This is a genomic window from Aeromicrobium sp. MLTX1 (genome assembly GCF_046452335.1).
Taxonomy (GTDB): domain Bacteria; phylum Actinomycetota; class Actinomycetes; order Propionibacteriales; family Nocardioidaceae; genus Aeromicrobium.
Genome location: NZ_JBKFDN010000002.1, coordinates 723,333 through 738,065, shown reverse-complemented (window position 1 = coordinate 738,065; position 14,733 = coordinate 723,333). Strand labels below are relative to the sequence as shown.

Genomic DNA, 14,733 nt, shown 5'->3' with positions numbered 1-14,733 from the left:
TTCATGGCCTCGCGAAGGGCCTGATAGAGTTCACTGCTGTTGAACAACGCACCTGTCCGGGTGGCGGAATTGGTAGACGCGCTAGCTTGAGGTGCTAGTGCCCGGTTACGGGCATGGGGGTTCAAGTCCCCCCTCGGACACACCTGCGAAGTGGCCCCTGATCTGCGGAAACGCAGACGGGGCCACTTTGCATTTGCGGCCATGGCGGCACCATGGCGGCACATGGGCTCCCGCGGGGCGCACCGATGACACCTAACGAGGGTCAGAGGAGCACCCGACATGGCATGGATTCAGAAGCGACGACGCAGGACCGATGGCGGACTCTCGGTGCGCGTCGAATGGCGGATGGGTGGAGGCCGCGCCGGCGTCCGTCAAGACGAAACGTTCAGCGCCGGCACCGACGCGCAGAACCTCGCGCGCGCCGAAGGCTTCAAGAAGATGGTCGAAGCGGCGGGCAACCGCTGGCCAGAAGGCTGGGTCAAGGGCGAGGGGTTCGTCCGCTCGCCCGCCGACCATTACGTGCCGCCGCCGTACTTTGCCGAGGTGGCCGAGGAGTACGTCCGCCAGATCGTCGACCTGTCGCCAGGTCAGCGCAAGCGCTACTTGTCGCAGGTGAAGGTCTTGGCGCGCACCGAGGTCCGCGGTGCCCGGATCTTTCACCGTCGCATCGATGCGATCACCGAGAAGGACATCAAGGCCTGGCTGATCGACTGGGACCGCTCCATCAAGACCAAGGCGAACTACCACGGCTTGCTCTTCGGCATCTTCACCTACGCCAAGGAGGAAGGTCAGGTCGACGAGAACCCGTGCGCGCGCACCGCGCCCAAGCGCTCGCGGATCCGCCAGTCCCAGGCCGACCTGCGCTTCCTGACCGAGGACGAGTTCCGAATCGCCGCCCAGCTCGCGGCCGATGCCCAGGACCTGCTCACCCTCACCGTCGGCACCGGCCTGCGATTCGGCGAAGTCACCGCGCTGTGGTGCAGCGACATCGACCTCGAGCACGGCACCGTCCGGGTCAACAAGGCGTGGAAGCGCGACGGCGAGGACGGCGAGACCGAGACGCCCGGATGGCTCAAGAAGCTCGTGCGGCCCAAACACGCCATGCGCGGACATCACCTCGGCAACCCCAAGACCCCGAAGTCACGCCGCACCGTCACAGTCGCACCAGCGCTCGTGGACCTGCTGCGTCCCTTGGTTGAGGGTCGACCGGCTGACGACGTCGTCTTCCTCTCGCCGACCGGGCTGGCGATCCACAACAGCGACTTCTACGAGCGGGTATGGCAGCCACTCCAGCGGGACCTTCAAGCTTCCGGGATCGCGCCGTTCCGATTCCACGACCTGCGCCACACCCACGTCGCCTGGCTCATTGCCGGCGGCGCACCGCTGCCGCACATCCAAGCGCGCCTGGGTCACGAGTCGATCACCACGACCATCGACACCTACGGACACCTGCTGCCAGCCGGAGACGAGCTGATCTCCGAGATCATCGAGACCGCGCTCAGCGGTGGACGCATCCGACCAGTCATGCGGCTGTTGCGAGGTGATGGGTGAGCCCGTCACAGGTGCGAGCGCCCGGTCGATGCCCGCCGGAGCACGGCGACGTTCGACGGATGCTCGAGTACCGGTTGCTCGCCAGCTTCGATGAGCTCCTCAAGATCAGCGAGCCGGAAGCGCACATGCTTGCCGATCCGCGTGCAGCGGATCTTTCGCGCGCGGACCGCGTCCGAAACCCAGCGCGCCGGCACGTTCAGGTACGCCGCCGCCTCGGCGATGGTCAATAGGTGCAGATCGTCCGCGCCTCGGTCGAAATTGAGTCCGCTCGACATCGATCGCTCCTCCCAGGTGGAGCTCGGCGCGTGACCTTCGATTCGATGGCCGCGCCGGGCAACCATCAGGTGTGCACAAACTCGCGTTCACCCGACGCCTTGACGGCCAAACGACGGGTCCTGACCTGCGCGCCCCATAACTTGAGCAGCGATCGAAAGATCACCGCCGGACGCCATTTGGGACGCATCATGGGACCACCAGTGGTCGACGAAGGGGCATGTGATGGCTGGAAATCAGAATCGTCGGGATGTCTCGGGTAATCGGAGAGACGGTTACAAGGTCACCGGGGACGGCAAGTCGACAGCGGAGACTCGGACCCAGCGTGAGGCCGAAGCTGAGGCCAAGGCACAGGTCCGGGATGCCGGTGGAGGCCAGCTGTACATCCACGGGACGGACGGACGGATCCGCGACGCCGACACCGTTGCGCCCGGGAATGAATCGCCCGCCAAGGACAAGAAGCACTGAGTACAGCCGATGCGGTCTCGAGAGGGGCCGTGTCGTCCTGCTAGGCCGAAGACCGCGTCACGTGCGGAGACCTGACTCCAAAATGATCTGAGCCGCAGGCGCGTCCGTTGGTCGATCAGCGTGTTTCGGCGGTTCACGCTGCGCAGGCGTCTCCATGGGCGTGCCCCCGGCTTCTAACAGTTGAATTCTCTGTTGGCGATCGCACGCCTTGGCAAGGCGCTGCATCTCGGCGGCCGTGCTCGCGAAGACGGTCAGCGAGAGCAGCCGACGCGCGAGCCGAGGTGTGATCCGCGAGGCGACAGGACATATGACCGCCACGGGCCGGCCCTTGAACGTGAGCGGGACTCCCATCGCCCACTCGGGTGTGATGCTCTCCTCCCGGACGTAGATGCCATCACGGTGGAAGATGAATTCGATCGCTGGCCGGAGAAGTCGTTGCTGCCGCTCGAGCAGGGCTCGGATGCGTTCGCGATGAGCCGCTTGCTCGTCGAGCGCTGCTCTTCGTCGCATTTCGAAAGCTTCAGCTCGACGCGCTAGCTCATCCACCCGGTGGACATGGGGTCTCGTCGTCCAGACAGTCGTCGACCGGTCATGTCGATAGACGAATACCGACCCGGCGAAGAGCCCTCGCAGAAAAGGTTGCAGTTCCAAGGTCACTGGTGACCATTCCGCATGCTCTGGGCAGCCGGCTATCGGTGCATAGCATCCGCCGCCGCAGCCACGCGCGCGGCTGGCGCCTAGGCCCGCCGTGATCGAGTCGCCCTGGAGGACGATCGACGGAACGCCGCTCGTCCACACCTTCCCCTCGTCGGATACCCAGCAGACCTCGACTCCATCGTCCTCGTAGCGTGCAGTCCGCTCCGAAAGGTCGGTGATCGTGGCGGAAGCCAACTGAGCCTCGAAGGCGATTCGGCGGCCGCTAACCGGACACGTCGCGAGGATGTCCGCTCGCCAGCGTTCACCGGAGACTTCAAGTTCCGCATTCCAGCCGGCATCCCGGATCGCATTCGCAAGTCGAATTTTGAGAAGTCGATGTGCCATAGATTCGCCCGCGCTGGCGCAGTTCGTGGCCTTGTCGTGCGCAAAGAACTGATGACCGAGCCTTGACTGCTTCGGATGGACACTTTGCTTGCACTCGCGACACGAGAGCGGCGCCCGCGGCTTTGCCCTGTGGATATCCGGCCACGTGAGGTTGGGATTGATCGGGTCCGCGCTTAGATCAATCAGACCCCACGAAGCATGATCAGCGGACAAGGGCATGATTCATGATGACAGCGCGGTCGACACTCTCGGGCGGGTTCACCAACCTCTGACTAAAAGCTGACGCGAAGGCCGGCTCGGCTACGGTTCATTAGCGGCGGAGTGGCGCAAGTCCGGATCGGTGTCGGTGTGAGCACTGAAGGCCTCCGCGGGTTACGACTGCTCCCGTTTCGTGGTGACCGGGTTGGACGTCGCCGGTTCGGGGAGCGCCGACCGACAGGCGGCCGAACGGCGCGTAACCACGCACGGCGACCCGCGGACCTCGGGACGGGACAACCATGCAGTCGCCACCGCGGTCCCATAGATGTACTAGCGGCGTACGTCGCGGGCCCCAGCAGGCGGTCATCCCTGCATCGCCGCACGACCGCGGACATCACACATGAGCCACGGGCGCGTACGCGCCGCCTCAGATAGGCCACCATGGCACCCGGAGGTTTCCCGACACCTCTGTCGAGAGCGCGAATCCGCACCCGTGACTCGACAGGTGCCGGTAGGCCCGCGTCAGGTGTGACGGGCCGTTCTGAAGCACGCACACACCGATCTCGGGGAATTTCGGAGGCATCCTCACGGTGCCGTGATGGGGAGCCAAGGCCAGATCGAAACTGCTCTGGGTCTTGAGCAGCTCGCGTCCAACGTGACGCAACGACCATCCCTGCGTGTCGCCGAGCGCCACGAAACCGGTCTGCTGGTCGGCCAGGACCAGGCTCAGGTGGTTGTTGAGCACGCCCAGACGACGAGCGAGATCTCGCAGACGTTCCCGATGTGGCATGCCGATCTTGTCCGGGCCGAACATCTCGGTGTGGCCGGAGTGCCCCGGCCCCACGCGTGGTCCGGGCAGGTCCTCGACTGCCTGCCCGCCAGGTTGCCCATCAAGCGCCTGGTCGTGTCCCTGACGCCAGTTCTCGGGCAGGCCGTGCTCGGAGTTCGTCGGCGAACGGTCGTCTCTAGGATCGAGCGGCTCCCAGTTCTCGGGGTGGGGCGGCAGCTCGTCGTCCCACACCCCCTCGCCGGCCAAGTCCCATGCCACACCGGCCTCCAGATCCTCCCGTGAGCCTGGGGGTGGCGGGAGTTCTGCGTTGTCTGCTGTCCTGATTGGCTCCGGGTCCTCATCCCCGGCTGTCCCGGCCAGGTACCCGACCTCTTGGTCGTAGCCCCAGCCCTCCTCGCGTGCCGCCTGTTGTCCTGCCCCCGGCCAGGCGTCCTGGTATGCCTCATCGAGCGCTCGGTCTAGGGACGGGATCTGTTCGGCCAGTTCGGTGAGCTCGTCGAGAGTGCGCTGAGCCGCGGCACTCCACGATCGCGGCAGATCTCTCGGTGGCCACACGACGTCGAACGTCATGTCCCCGAGCAGAAGTTCAGAGCCAGCGAACAGAGGTTCCGCGTCAACCTCGGCCACGGTCTTCCATGCAGCGATGAGGTCTTGAGCTCGCAGACTCACGCCCTCGTCGACCGCTCGCAAGGCCAGGTAGGCGGCTGTCGTCTCTTGGGCCAGACGTGGAAGTCCCGGGTATCGGATCCGCACCTGCTGAGGCAGATTGGCGCGCGGTGCCTCCGAGGGCAGCGCGGCCAGACCTTTCCAGTGGTCGGCATCGAAGTGGGAGACCGCCAACGTCTTGGCCGAACGCAGCTTGCGACCGAGAGCATGAGCCAGGGCCTGCGCCTGCGGTCTGCCGCCGGAGCGCCACGACCCGCAGTCGAGGACCATCCGCTCATCGTCCGACTCGGTGATCACCGAACAGGCTCCGTCTCCCACGTTGAGAACGTCGAGCGACAGGAAGGGCCACATGGCGCAATCCTTGCACTCCTCGCGGGGTGCCGACCGGGCGAAGGTGACCTAACCAGGGACACGGTCGGGGCGCCGTTCCCTGTGGTTCCGCCTGTTCATGTGAGTCGCCAGCGGCTCTTCGTCGCGACGTCGTCCTGTGAGCCTTTCCCTGTCACGGACACCCCAGGGCCTCAAGTCGGTCGTGAACTGTCGGTGCCTCGTGCTTTCATGAACCCAACGATTCGAAGCTGACACTCCCATGCCGCGCGAGCCCCCGGGTGGGCGGACACCGCGGGGAGGATCAAGACCTCCAGCACTGCTGGAAGCAGGAGAACAGCATGGCCCCGCCGCCGACCGAGACGGACCGCTCAACCTCGCTCGCCCACACCGACGCCCCGCCCGACATGGGTGCGGTCTTCTGGCCCGTCGGAACCGGCGACTCCACCACGCTGGTCGTCTCGGACGAGGTGGTCGTGCAGATCGACCTACACGACATGGCCCTCGCTGATGACGAGGCGAACCCGGAGGTGCCGGTCGTCGACCTGCTCGCCGAGACCCTCCCGAAGGTCGACGACGAGCCGTACCTGGCCGTCTTCGCGCTGACGCACGCCGACAAGGACCATTGCCTCGGCTTCGCAGACCTCCTCGACAAGGTGCGTATCGGCGAGCTCTGGGCCACCCCGCGTCTGTGGCGCGAGTACCAGCTGGAGTACGCGCCGGACCTGTGCGCCGACGCCAAGGCGTTCCAGGAGGAGGCCGAGAGGCGGGTCGCCGCCGTCAAGGCTGCCATCGCGAAGGGCGAGGAGCCGGCGAGCGGCGACCGCATCGTCATCATCGGCTACGACACCGACCACGACCAGCACGCGTACGCCGAGCTACCCGCGGAGTACAAGTCCGGTCCGGGCAAGTCGATCACCGTCCTCGACGGACACGACTGCAGCGACAAGTTCGAGGCCTTCATCCACGCTCCCTTCGCGGACGACTGCGCGAGTGCCCGGAACGACACCTCGTTGGCCATGCACGTCACGCTCGTCGACGCCTCAGGCGTCGGTGGCCGGGTGCTGATGTTCGGCGACCTCGCCCACGAGACGATCATGAAGATCTTCGACTACAGCGAGAAGAAGGGCCGCGAGGAGTACCTCTCCTACGACGTCCTGCTCGCCCCGCACCACTGCTCCAAGAAGGTCATGTACTTGCCCGACGCTGATGGCAAGGACGTTCTCCAGAACAACGTGATCGAGGCCTTCGAGCGTCACGCGGCCGCGGGCGCCGTCGTCGTGTGCAGCAGCGGCCCGATCCCGCCCCAGGACAAGCCCCGGGACAACCCGCCGCACCTGAAGGCCTACAACCGCTACAGCGAGGTCGTCGACGAGGTCATTGTGACGATGTCGTGGCCCAGCGGTGACGCTGTCGCCCCCGTCGTTTTCGCCGTCGATGAGAATGGCGCCCGGATCATCCGCGAGGAAGATGTTGAGGAGGCCGCCGAGGTGCTCTTGTCGAAGTCGCTCACGCACGCCTCACGCTCCCTGCCCATGGGCCGCCGTCTGGCGGCCGTCGCAGCGGCCGCCACGCTCGCCTCCGCCGGTGAGGGTTCGGCCGCCGCGATGAGTGCTGGCGGCGAGTCTGGAGACGGACGCAGCAGCCTCGAGCGTCTGCGCGCCGCCATCACCTCCGACCGCGGCGGCGACGCAGCCCCTCCGCCGGTCGGCTTCGGCAGGTGATCGCTCGTGGCTGATCCAGTCGACCACGAGCCTGCCGACGGTCAGCACCCCGCGGAGTCGCTCGCCTCCTTCGCTCCGGCCCCCACCCTCGGGCCGGAACTGGCTGCTCTGCAGTTGGCCGAGCTCGCTGCGATCTCTGCCGGGGGCCTCGAGATCATTACGGAGTCGACCGAGGCGGGGGCACCGTTCGTGTTCTCGTTGTCCACCGACGGGATCGCGCCTGGCCCTGGAGTGCGGCTTCGTCCCCGCGAGCGGTTCCGTGTCTACGTCGGCGACAGGTTCCCGTTCACACCTCCCAGGGTCTACGCGGATCACCGCCGCTGGGCGGGGAGCCCGCACGTCCAGTGGGGCACTTTTTTGTGCCTGTATGCCGCGGAATCGGTCGAGTGGAACTCAGCGGACGGAATGCGTGGCTTCCTCGAACGGCTCCTTGCCTGGTTGGAGAACGCCGCTGCAGGCACGCTCGATCCCGACGATCGCCCACTGCACCCTCCCTCGACTGCTACTACCCCGACCGCGGGTCGCCTCGTGGTGCGACCCGACCTCGGCGACCGCGTGCCCTGGGACAAGGAGACGCCGGGGCCGGCGGAGATGCCCAGTGCCCACCAGGCGCCGCACGAGGTCGCCTACGGATGGTGCGTCCATGACGGCACCCGTTTTGAGGTGCTCGAGTGGCTCACGCTCCTTGAGACCTACGACAAGGTCCTCCAGGACGGCCTTCGCCCGCTCGACGAGCGCGGAAGGCGGTTCATGGTCATCCCCGTGGTCATGATCGACACTCGCCTCGGGTGGGAGTACCCCAAGCACGCCGCCGACCTGGCGGACAAACTAGCGCAAGCGGGCTACGCGACTCAGGACCTGCTCGATGTCGTCGTCTTCGCAAGTCGGATGAATCGACTGATGAGGATGATCGAACGCGACGCCGCCCTCGCCGAGAGCGGCCAAGGCACCGGCGACAACGACGGCGGCGATCCCGGTACGGGCGACACTGGCGACACCGAGTTCGACGTCGACAGTGACCCCCTGATCGTCGGTCTGGCGACGCCCAGCAGACGCGTCGAGTCCGAGCGCCTCGCCCACATCGTCGCCTGGAAGTTCACCGGCTTGGGAGTCGATGCCGTTGGCTTCTTGCGTCAGATCGGCCGGCTCCAGGAGCCTCCTCGGGAGCTGGTCGAGAAGGTCCATGCGTTCGCCCAGGACTGGATCGACAAGGCGAAGGTTGCCTGGATTCGTGTGCACGAGATGAGGCCCGAGGTCACGCGCCGACGTGATGAGGGATCGCCGGGCCAATGGCTCGCACGCAAGAACGTCGTGCTCCTCGGCGCCGGTGCCATCGGTGCCGTGGTGGCCGAGCAATGCGTCCGATTGGGATGCGAGAACCTCGTCATCGTCGACGACGGTGTCGTCACGCCAGGGATCCTGGTCCGACAGCCCTACTACGACCGAGACGTGGGGCAGGCCAAGGCCAAAGCCTTGGCGTTGCGGCTCAACACGATCGTTCACGACGACGTGGTCACCGCCGTAACGGAGGACTGCCGGGACCTGTTCATCGACGGCCACAGTAGCGGAGCGAACCCGTTCTGGGTCTCGATGGACTCCTGCGACCTGGTGATCGATGCGACTGCTGATGCCGGCACGCGCGCCGTCCTCGAGCGACTACGCGTCTCGCAACGCGCGAGTTGGCCACCGGTGATCACAATGCTCGTGGGACACCAAGCAACTCGTGGACTGGCCATCGTCGCCGGGGCGGGCGCCTCGTCGAGCAGCCACGAGCTCCTGCGGCGTGTGGCGATCAGAGGGCGGGATGTGGCGCGCTCGTCGTGGGGCGACATCGTTGACGACTTCTTTCCCGATCCGCCGCGAACCGAGATGTTCTTCCCCGAGCCGGGTTGCTCAGAGCCGACCTTCACGGGCTCGGCCAGCGACGTGACCGCACTTGCGTCGACCATGTTCGGGTACGCCATCGCGGCGCTCGACGAGATTGACCAGGCGGCACGTACTGGTCGCTACAGCGGTGATGGGACTTCCCCAGAAGCCAGCCGGCTGCCACGCATGCGCGCCGCCGGCTTCCGGGTTGCTCGTCCGGGGTCGTCAGTAGCTAGTCGCGCAGCCGTCGAGGAGATGAGTTGGCACGACGATCTGGTCCAGCTGGACCCCACGAGCGGCTTGGAAGTCAGGATCAGCGCTGAGGCGCTTCTCGAGATGAGGAGCGAGGTGCGCCGAGGTGCGCGCACTCGCGGCCCCGGCGTCGAGACCGGCGGGCTGATGCTCGGCTTCTTTGACGAGGCGTCCCGCACCGTCATCGTCGACGTCGCCACCGGGCCGGCGCCCGACAGTCTGTTATCCGAGGGCTACTTCTTCCACGGCGTGGACGGCACGCAGGACTACATGGACCGCGTTTCGCAGCGCAGCGGCAAACTGACCCGGTTCGTCGGCATCTGGCACTGCCACCCCTATGGCCGCGCCTGGCCGAGCCCCACCGACGAGGCAGGCATCACCGTCCTGACCTCTTTCACGACGGGCGGGCGTCGAGCGCTGATGGTCATTCTCGGCGGTGCGGCACAGCAGTGGGAGTCATGGCGAGATGGACCCGACGGGAACCCGGTGCCCGGCAGCCCCGACCCGCTTCCTCGCGTGTTCGCCCGAGTAGTCGAGAGACCCGCGGGCAGTCCGAACCACGGCGCAGAGCCGTCCGTCACGCCCGGAGCCCAACCCGGCGGCGCGATGGGCGCAGACCCCTACGCTGTGCTGACGGCTTACCAGCGAATGCTTCAAATGCCACCGGTTGGCGTCTACTACGCGGGCGGCTACTCCGAGGGTTCCTTCAAGGTGGATCGAGTCGATCCCTGCGACAGCATGAACGGCGATGAGGTGCATGACGTTGAACGATGACGCTCGGTGTTCCTCGACTGGTCCCGACAAGCCACGAATCGGACTGGCGCTGTCCGGGGGCGGGTTCCGCGCCACCGCCTTCGGGCTCGGCAGCATGCGCGCCTTGCACGACCGTGGGCTACTCAACGAGATCAGCGTCGTGTCTGGAATCAGCGGCGGCAGCCTCCTGGCGGCCATGTGGGCATACGGCCCGGCCACCTTCGAGGAGTTCGACGCCTCGGTCACGGACCTGCTGCGCTCCGGCCTCCAGATGGAACTGGCCCGCCGTGTCTTCGCTCCCAGTTCTGGGGCGAAGAAGATCGGGTCGTTGGTGCGTCGACGTCTCACGAATAAGGGTCGTGCGCACGGCCAGCTCCGCAGCCGTACCGACGCCTTGGCCGAAGCCTTCGCCTCTCGGCCCTTCGGGCAGCGTCTTCTCGACCAGGTCACACACCCTGACCTGGCGACGGTGATCTCGGCGACAGACCTGACCACCACCAACGCCGTACGGTTCGGCAGCCGCGTGAGCAGTTGCTCGCGGTACGGCGACATCGTCAACCCGATCCGCGTGGCAGAGGCGGTCGCAGCCTCGGCGTCCTTCCCGATCCTGCTGCCGGCCCTGGACCGCGTCTACGACTTCCGCAAGCGGGACGGGTCCGTGGCTCCCGAGCGACTGGCGCTCACCGACGGCGGCGTCTACGACAACCTCGGCCTGTCAGTACTCCTGCCCGGCCGAGTCGCCCGCTTCACCTCGCACGTCTACGACCTGGACTACGTGATCGCCATCGACGCCGGTCGTGGCCGGACAAGCAAGGTCACGGGCAACACGTCTCCGTTCCGTCTGGCGCGCAGTTTCGACATCACCTATGCCAAGACCCAGGACGGCGGTCGCGCGCGGCTGCATGCCTCCGCGCAGCACGGTCAACTGCGGGGTTTCGTGCACACCTACCTGGCGACGCAGGACCGCAACCTGCCGCGGCCCGTTGCGGACCTGGTCGGCGGAGACGAGGTCGTGGACTATCCGACCAACTTCGCAGCCATGGGCGCCGATGACGTGCGCCGCCTCACGACTCGAGGAGAGCAGCTAACGCGCTGCCTAGTGGGCTACTACTGCCCAGAACTGGGTTAGCAGAAGCGCAGGCCTGTTCGAGCCGCGCCGAGTAGGCCAGCCCGGCATCGTAGGTGCGGCTCCGTCTCCATCGTGGCGATGACTGGCTTCCATGACTCGACTCGTCCGTCCTGCATTGCCGGGACGCAGTCGACGGTGACCACGTCCCAGTTCTTGAATGGGTCGTCGTGTTGCAGGAGCCGCAAGTTGATCGAGCAGAACCGAATCCAGGAAGCTCGGCCGAGCACGTCGAACTCGATGCAGCGACACACGCGTTTTCGCCATGCCGCTCGGATGGGTTTGGTGCCGTCTTGATGGTGATAACCACCTTGTTGCCGTATCGCTGCTTTGCCTGCGGCTTTCGGCGCGCGCTCGGGAACATGGTCACCGAACGGGTCTTCATCATCGAGCGTCATGGTTCCACCAGGCCAAGCGCGTCCATGATGCACGCTGGCGCCGACCAGAGCGCGAGACGACTTTCCCGACCGCTATCTGGCCCCTTGCCTCATCGAAGACCCGGCGGCCTGTCTTCGGTTCCGGCACGCTGCTTCATCAGCGGGCGCTTCATTGTGGGCGGAATGGGTCACCTTTCATGGTGGTCGCGTGTTAGACCGCAGCTACGGGTCCATCTCCGGCGGGGTTGCGCTGGCGGAGTGCAGCATCAAGTTGAGTCCGGCTGTGCTGTGACGCGGCGTCTAGATGACCATCAGCCCGACCCCGGGCGCGGAAATGCTCGCGAGCAAACGCCACGAGACCGGCTGCGGTAGTCGAACTGACAGGCGTGTATTCAGCTGCCTGGACCTTGACGAGCGCGGTGGACCGACTGTCCATCTGCGGCAGCGGCACGCGTTCGAAGAAGAGTCGTTCGCGTGCCCCTGCTTCGATGATTCGGCCGATGCGGTCGTCGACGTGTCTCGAGAGCACCAGGAGGCGTCGTAGCTGCTGGTCGTCGTGGAGGTCCTCGCGGGCCAAAGCCTTGGCTCGGCTAGCGGCAAGGAACGCATGAGGCACGGCGGATGTGCCATGACCTGCCTGCCCGTAGAGGTCTCTTGTCCAGCGCTGCAGGCAGGCGTATCTCTGCTCGCGGTCACGGAACGCCTCGTAGAAGGGCGTGTCCTTCGTTGTCAGGCCACTGAGCGTCTTCGAGACGATCAGCTGGGACGCGACGATCCGGCGGAGGGCGCGAGCGTCCGGGATCGAGTTCAGAGTGGCAACCAGGTTGTGGTGCGCGTGCAGGATGCCGGCGAGGCCGGAAGGTGCTGGCTCCTCGATCAGCTGGATCCTGGGTCGCCAGCCCAGGCGGTCGACGCTGTGGTCGGTGCCGCGGGACCCCGCGAGTTCGATGCAGCGCTGAGCGGCGTCGTCAACGCGGAGTGCATGACCGAGCCGGTGCCAGCCGGGGATGTTGCCGTAGCGCTGGTCAAGGATGACCAGAGCGCGGGTGACAGTTGCCGCGTCCTTGAGGACGGCCCGCACTTGGTCACCACTCAGAGAGCCGAAGTTGATGGTGGCGCCGAAGTCGTGTTCGCCAAGGCTCGCGGCGCGCGCGGCCGCCTGCCACGCATTGAGGATCGGATAGCGCTGAGGACAATTCAGCTCGTCGATGCTCGGTCGGCGCATCGATCGGTGCGCCCATTCCTCCAAGCGGATGTGCAGTTCGGTCGCGGCTGACCTGTCCCTTCGGTCCGTGAGCGGGACGTGAGGGCGCGGGTCGACAGCGCGTACGGCTTCGAGTGCCCACACTAGGACGGCGTGGCGGTAGCGGCCGAGCTGGAGCCCGAAGAGGCGGCGTTCGGCCGACGTCGTGGTCACCGGCAGGGTCGGAATCCCCGGCCCGCCGATCCGGTGCTGGATGCGGTGTTGGCGCAGCAGGATGGCGAGTTGCTCGCGGATGAGGCGAGCGTTTTCCCCGTACATCAGCCGCCGCCCCTCTGGCGCGCGGCGTCGAGCATGGACAGCACGAGTTCGAGTTCGAGCGCGTCGACGCCGAAGTCGGAGAGTTGGTCTATTGCGGTTTCGGCGATCCCGAGCAGCACGTCGCTGGGGTCGTCGAGCAGTGGCGTGATGCCGGGTGTGATGCCGTTGTGGGTCCAGTCCAGTTGCAGTAGTGCGCGTTCATATTCGACAGCGGCGTCACTGGTGGTGGCGCGGTCGGCGAGGGCGGCGATCGCGGACCGGGCTTGTGCCAGGGCGATGGCGTGAGCGAGGAGCATGTGCATGAACCTTTCGAGGGCTGGTGAGACCACGGTGTGCGTGACGGGCCGGTCGTGGCGGTGTCGGCGTCTGTATCTGTGGAGAACTGGGCCGGCGATGACTGCGCGGTGTCAGGTGCCGGCGCGGATCCGGGCTTGGACGCGGCGTCGCGCGTCGACGTCGTCGAGGACGAATTGGACGAAGTCGGCGTCGCGGTCCTCGATCACCGTCTCGAGGGTGGTGACGGTTGCCGGTTCGCCGGGCCACGCGGTTTGGCGGGTGGGGCGGTCCCGGTCGAGCTTGGTGCCGCAGGTCGAGATCCATTCGCGCAGCCGGTATCTCGCGTCGGCGAAGTCGCGGTGCCACGCGAGCGGTCCGGAGGGTGATCCGTCAGGGTCGTAGGAGTTCAGCCAGTGCTGGTGCAGGGCTGACAGTTCCCAGACGAGTTCGTCATGCCGGTGCCAGAACGGCGGGATGACCGTAGGCGGAAGGCCGTAGGTGGTGCGGAGCCAGTTGACCCAGGCGTTGAGGTCGAGCCATTCGGATTCGGCCTCGTCTGCGGTGAGCAGGTTCCAGTTCAGTGGCCTCAGCAGGTCGTCAGGGAACGCTGTCATCGGTTCGAGCGGCGGTTGGTCGAGCTCGTCGTCGGTGAACAGGGGCTCCTGATGTGCGGTGCTCATGATGGCTGGATTCAGAGGCCCACGGCGGTGGACGTATCGGTGACGCTCATCTGGTCGGCCGGGGGATCGGGCTGGTGGGTGGGGGAGCGGTCGACGCTGTAGCGGGTGCGGGCGCAGTCGTGGCCGATGCGACGGGCGACGAACTGCTCGACGGTTCGCTGGTCGGTGTCTCGTTCGTACCGGTGGACGTAGCCGGAGGCGACGAACTGGTCGCCGACGTGAAAGCGCGAGTAGGCGCGCTCGGCGGTCTTGTTGAACATCACCAGGTCCGCGAATGCGGGGTCGAGTCTGGTGAAGGTCCCGTCGGTCTCCTTGCGGAACTGCTCGATGCCGACGCGGGCGTGGAACCGGGCTGCGCCGGTGCTGGTGAAGCTCAGCTCGGGAGCGGTGGCGATGAACCCGTGCATGCTCATCTGGGTGGGAATGGTCACGGCGTCCTCCTGGTCGTCCTGGGTCGCTCTCGCATTTCAGGTGCGCGCCTCGACCCACGCCTGTATGCGAACGAACGTTCGATTTCGACGTATCCTGACTTCCATGGGCGCGAATCCGGGACGGCGCGACGCGTGGCCGCCATACCGGTCCGTGCGGTTCGTGTTGATCAAGCGCCAGCGATGGCAGGTGCCGGCTCGCGGGCTGGTGACGGGCTGGCGTCGTGCTCGCCGTGGCGGGTGGGAGGCCAAGGTGATCTAAGTGGTCGATGACCCTGAACGGGTCCAGACCTCGCTCGCACTTCACGTCGACTGGATCCATGCGGACCGGCTGGTTCCGGTGTGGATCGATCCCAACGCCTCGCCCGTTCGCGCAACGCATGTCGCCGTCGCAAGCCAGGACTACTGACGACCC

The 14,733-nt window shown here is 66.3% G+C and carries 14 protein-coding genes and 1 tRNA gene; 7 read left to right on the top strand and 8 right to left on the bottom strand.

Translation table 11 applies throughout. The features are described 5' to 3' along the window. The first annotated feature begins 54 nt into the window (after window positions 1–54). Together ACK99Q_RS14065 and ACK99Q_RS14060 are read left to right on the top strand one after the other, a co-directional pair. Window positions 55–140: transfer RNA gene (locus tag ACK99Q_RS14065), tRNA-Leu, on the top strand. Window positions 141–279: 139 nt separating this feature from the next. Further along, the gene (locus ACK99Q_RS14060) at window positions 280–1,551 is read left to right on the top strand and encodes a tyrosine-type recombinase/integrase (protein WP_410186742.1); all 1,272 of its coding nucleotides are present in this window, start codon (window positions 280–282) and stop codon (window positions 1,549–1,551) included. Window positions 1,552–1,556: 5 nt separating this feature from the next. On the opposite strand, the gene ACK99Q_RS14055 is transcribed toward ACK99Q_RS14060, so the two are convergent. Continuing rightward, complete coding sequence (locus tag ACK99Q_RS14055; protein WP_410186741.1) at window positions 1,557–1,826, bottom strand: helix-turn-helix domain-containing protein; 270 nt, start codon at window positions 1,824–1,826, stop codon at window positions 1,557–1,559. A 223-nt stretch (window positions 1,827–2,049) separates the two neighbouring features. On the opposite strand from ACK99Q_RS14055, the gene ACK99Q_RS14050 reads away from it, so the two are divergent. Beyond that, window positions 2,050–2,292 carry a DUF2188 domain-containing protein gene (locus ACK99Q_RS14050; protein ID WP_410186740.1) on the top strand — a complete coding sequence of 81 codons (243 nt, stop codon included), beginning with the start codon at window positions 2,050–2,052 and terminating at the stop codon, window positions 2,290–2,292. 57 nt (window positions 2,293–2,349) lie between these two features. On the opposite strand, the gene ACK99Q_RS14045 is transcribed toward ACK99Q_RS14050, so the two are convergent. Together ACK99Q_RS14045 and ACK99Q_RS14040 are read right to left on the bottom strand one after the other, a co-directional pair. Further along, complete coding sequence (locus tag ACK99Q_RS14045; protein WP_410186739.1) at window positions 2,350–3,552, bottom strand: competence protein CoiA; 1,203 nt, start codon at window positions 3,550–3,552, stop codon at window positions 2,350–2,352. A 406-nt stretch (window positions 3,553–3,958) separates the two neighbouring features. Then, on the bottom strand, window positions 3,959–5,338 hold the full coding sequence (locus ACK99Q_RS14040) for an MBL fold metallo-hydrolase (protein WP_410186738.1): 1,380 nt from the start codon (window positions 5,336–5,338) through the stop codon (window positions 3,959–3,961). Window positions 5,339–5,655: 317 nt separating this feature from the next. Between ACK99Q_RS14040 and ACK99Q_RS14035 the strand changes: the two genes are divergently transcribed. The 3 genes from ACK99Q_RS14035 to ACK99Q_RS14025 are packed head-to-tail and all read left to right on the top strand — an operon-like array spanning window position 5,656 to window position 11,038. Continuing rightward, the gene (locus ACK99Q_RS14035; RefSeq protein WP_410186737.1) at window positions 5,656–7,038 is read left to right on the top strand and encodes a hypothetical protein; all 1,383 of its coding nucleotides are present in this window, start codon (window positions 5,656–5,658) and stop codon (window positions 7,036–7,038) included. A 6-nt stretch (window positions 7,039–7,044) separates the two neighbouring features. Next, entirely contained in the window at window positions 7,045–9,930 is a 2,886-nt protein-coding gene (locus ACK99Q_RS14030; RefSeq protein ID WP_410186736.1) for a ThiF family adenylyltransferase, read from the top strand. Continuing rightward, on the top strand, window positions 9,914–11,038 hold the full coding sequence (locus tag ACK99Q_RS14025; protein ID WP_410186735.1) for a patatin-like phospholipase family protein: 1,125 nt from the start codon (window positions 9,914–9,916) through the stop codon (window positions 11,036–11,038). The genes ACK99Q_RS14030 and ACK99Q_RS14025 overlap by 17 nt, the downstream gene beginning before the upstream one ends. Here the strand turns inward: ACK99Q_RS14025 and ACK99Q_RS14020 are convergent. From ACK99Q_RS14020 to ACK99Q_RS14000, 5 genes are all read right to left on the bottom strand, one after another. After that, entirely contained in the window at window positions 11,035–11,433 is a 399-nt protein-coding gene (locus ACK99Q_RS14020; RefSeq protein ID WP_410186734.1) for a hypothetical protein, read from the bottom strand. The genes ACK99Q_RS14025 and ACK99Q_RS14020 overlap by 4 nt on opposite strands. Before the next feature lie 190 nt (window positions 11,434–11,623). Next, the gene (locus tag ACK99Q_RS14015) at window positions 11,624–12,934 is read right to left on the bottom strand and encodes a hypothetical protein (RefSeq protein WP_410186733.1); all 1,311 of its coding nucleotides are present in this window, start codon (window positions 12,932–12,934) and stop codon (window positions 11,624–11,626) included. Further along, window positions 12,934–13,230: a hypothetical protein gene (locus ACK99Q_RS14010; protein ID WP_410186732.1), complete on the bottom strand. Its 297-nt coding sequence runs from the start codon at window positions 13,228–13,230 to the stop codon at window positions 12,934–12,936. Before ACK99Q_RS14010 ends, ACK99Q_RS14015 begins: the two co-directional genes overlap by 1 nt. Window positions 13,231–13,341: 111 nt before the next feature. Then, window positions 13,342–13,890 (bottom strand): hypothetical protein, encoded by a 549-nt coding sequence (locus tag ACK99Q_RS14005; RefSeq protein ID WP_410186731.1) that lies wholly within the window; start codon window positions 13,888–13,890, stop codon window positions 13,342–13,344. An 11-nt stretch (window positions 13,891–13,901) separates the two neighbouring features. Further along, the gene (locus ACK99Q_RS14000; RefSeq protein WP_410186730.1) at window positions 13,902–14,321 is read right to left on the bottom strand and encodes a single-stranded DNA-binding protein; all 420 of its coding nucleotides are present in this window, start codon (window positions 14,319–14,321) and stop codon (window positions 13,902–13,904) included. A gap of 259 nt (window positions 14,322–14,580) precedes the next feature. Between ACK99Q_RS14000 and ACK99Q_RS13995 the strand changes: the two genes are divergently transcribed. Continuing rightward, entirely contained in the window at window positions 14,581–14,727 is a 147-nt protein-coding gene (locus ACK99Q_RS13995) for a hypothetical protein (RefSeq protein WP_410186729.1), read from the top strand. The last annotated feature ends 6 nt before the right edge of the window (window positions 14,728–14,733 follow it).

What these genes read in the sequence shown, in the direction of transcription:
- ACK99Q_RS14025 (WP_410186735.1), top strand. Translation starts at nt 9,914, where the DNA reads ATGACGTTGAACGATGACGCTCGGTGTTCCTCGACTGGTCCCGACAAG.
- ACK99Q_RS14005 (WP_410186731.1), bottom strand. Translation starts at nt 13,890, where the DNA reads ATGAGCACCGCACATCAGGAGCCCCTGTTCACCGACGACGAGCTCGAC.
- ACK99Q_RS14060 (WP_410186742.1), top strand. Translation starts at nt 280, where the DNA reads ATGGCATGGATTCAGAAGCGACGACGCAGGACCGATGGCGGACTCTCG.
- ACK99Q_RS14020 (WP_410186734.1), bottom strand. Translation starts at nt 11,433, where the DNA reads ATGACGCTCGATGATGAAGACCCGTTCGGTGACCATGTTCCCGAGCGC.
- ACK99Q_RS14045 (WP_410186739.1), bottom strand. Translation starts at nt 3,552, where the DNA reads ATGCCCTTGTCCGCTGATCATGCTTCGTGGGGTCTGATTGATCTAAGC.
- ACK99Q_RS14015 (WP_410186733.1), bottom strand. Translation starts at nt 12,934, where the DNA reads ATGTACGGGGAAAACGCTCGCCTCATCCGCGAGCAACTCGCCATCCTG.
- ACK99Q_RS14035 (WP_410186737.1), top strand. Translation starts at nt 5,656, where the DNA reads ATGGCCCCGCCGCCGACCGAGACGGACCGCTCAACCTCGCTCGCCCAC.
- ACK99Q_RS14040 (WP_410186738.1), bottom strand. Translation starts at nt 5,338, where the DNA reads ATGTGGCCCTTCCTGTCGCTCGACGTTCTCAACGTGGGAGACGGAGCC.
- ACK99Q_RS14010 (WP_410186732.1), bottom strand. Translation starts at nt 13,230, where the DNA reads ATGCTCCTCGCTCACGCCATCGCCCTGGCACAAGCCCGGTCCGCGATC.
- ACK99Q_RS14055 (WP_410186741.1), bottom strand. Translation starts at nt 1,826, where the DNA reads ATGTCGAGCGGACTCAATTTCGACCGAGGCGCGGACGATCTGCACCTA.
- ACK99Q_RS14050 (WP_410186740.1), top strand. Translation starts at nt 2,050, where the DNA reads ATGGCTGGAAATCAGAATCGTCGGGATGTCTCGGGTAATCGGAGAGAC.